This is a genomic window from Micromonospora sp. D75 (assembly GCF_018070405.1).
GTDB classification, from domain to species: domain Bacteria; phylum Actinomycetota; class Actinomycetes; order Mycobacteriales; family Micromonosporaceae; genus Micromonospora; species Micromonospora chalcea.
Map to the genome: position 1 here is coordinate 1 of NZ_JAGPXV010000942.1, position 1,525 is coordinate 1,525.

General features: G+C 75.3%; 2 protein-coding genes. Both read left to right on the top strand.

Features of this window, described 5'->3' with window-relative positions:
- Window positions 1–8 precede the first annotated feature (8 nt).
- Complete coding sequence (locus tag KBX39_RS30910; RefSeq protein ID WP_166457184.1) at window positions 9–680, top strand: BON domain-containing protein; 672 nt, start codon at window positions 9–11, stop codon at window positions 678–680.
- Window positions 681–819: 139 nt separating this feature from the next.
- Window positions 820–1,525, top strand: a 706-nt coding sequence (locus KBX39_RS30915; protein ID WP_210873936.1) for a glycosyltransferase, incomplete at its 3' end; no start/stop codon positions are given.

Here is a 1,525-nt window from a genome sequence, read left to right on the forward strand (position 1 = left end):
CTGGGGGCATGACCACCACGTCCACCGTGCGTACCGACCAGCTGATCCAGCGCGACGTCCTCGCCGAACTGGACTGGGACGCGCAGACCCGGGCCACCGACGTCGGCGTGACGGTCGCCGACGGCGTCGTCACGCTCACCGGGCGGGTGGACAGCTACGCGCGGCGGTGGGCCGTCGAGCGCTGCGCCCACCGGGTACGCGGGGTGCGCGCGGTCGCCAGCGACCTGGAGGTCGACCTGACCGCCACGGACCGGCGTACCGACGCCGACATCGCGATCGCGGCCGGCCGGGCGCTGGAGTGGGACAGCTTCGTGCCGGCCGAACGGCTGGACGTGACGGTCGCCGCCGGCTGGGTCATGCTCCGGGGCGAGGTCGAGTTCGGCTTCCAGCGCCGTACCGCCGAGCGTGAGCTGCGCCGGCTGCGCGGCGTACGCGGGGTGACGAACCTGATCGAGGTACGGCCCCCGGCCCCGCCCAGCGACGAGCAGCAGCGCCTCGACCTGCGCCGCCTGCTGCTGCGGCGGACCGGCACCGAGCGCATCGACGCCCGGGTCGACGGCGACACTGTGGTGCTCGACGGCGTCGTGGGCGCCTGGTGGCAGCGCGAGGAGGCGGAACGGGCCGCGTGGGCCCTGCCGGGCGTACGTGAGGTGCACGTCGGGATCGTGGTGTCCGGCTGAGCCGACGGCGTGTCGTTTACCGCGGGCCGGGCCGGGAACCCGCGACCCAGCGGGTACGCCGGGGACCGAGCGGGGAGGACTCGTGGCCGTGAACCAGCAGTCCTCGGAGCGCTGGCGGGCCGGGCCGCTCCGGATCGCGATGGTGGTGCCGCCCTGGCTGTCGGTGCCGCCGCCCGGCTACGGCGGGCTGGAGACGCTGGTCGCGGGACTGGTCGACGCGCTCGTCGAGCGGGGGCACGCGGTGACGCTGTTCGGGGCGGGGACCGGGCACGGCACCTCGGCCGACTTCGTCTCCACCTGCGACGAGCTGCAGTACGAGCGGATGGGCGAGTCGCTGCCCGAGCTGGCGCACCTGGCCCACGTCGACCGCCTGATCGGCCCGGCGGACTTCGATCTGGTGCACGACCACAGCACGATCGGCCCGCTGGTGGCCGGACGCCGCCGGGTGCCCACTGTCGCGACCGTGCACGGCAACCCGGTGGGCGAGTACGGCACCGTGCTCGGCAACACCGACCGGGGGGTGGGCCTGGTCGCGATCTCGCACGCGCAGCGCCGGGCGAATCCGGGGCTGCCCTGGGCCGGCACGGTGCACAACGCGATGCCGTTGCGGGACGTCCCGCGCAAGCGGGCGCCCGGGACGGGACCGGTGCTCTGGCTGGCCCGGTTCAGCCCGGACAAGGGCCCGGACGTGGCGATCGCGGCGTGCCGGGCGGCCGGGCTGCCGTTCACGCTGGCCGGCAAGTGCAACGAGCCGGCCGAGCGCCGCTACCTGGAACAGGTGGTACGGCCGCTGCTGGGCGACGACGTCACGCTCGTGCTGAACGCCGACCGCGAGGCCGCGTGGC

Coding starts and splice junctions, on each gene's coding strand:
- KBX39_RS30910 (WP_166457184.1), top strand. CDS start 9: ATGACCACCACGTCCACCGTGCGTACCGACCAGCTGATCCAGCGCGAC.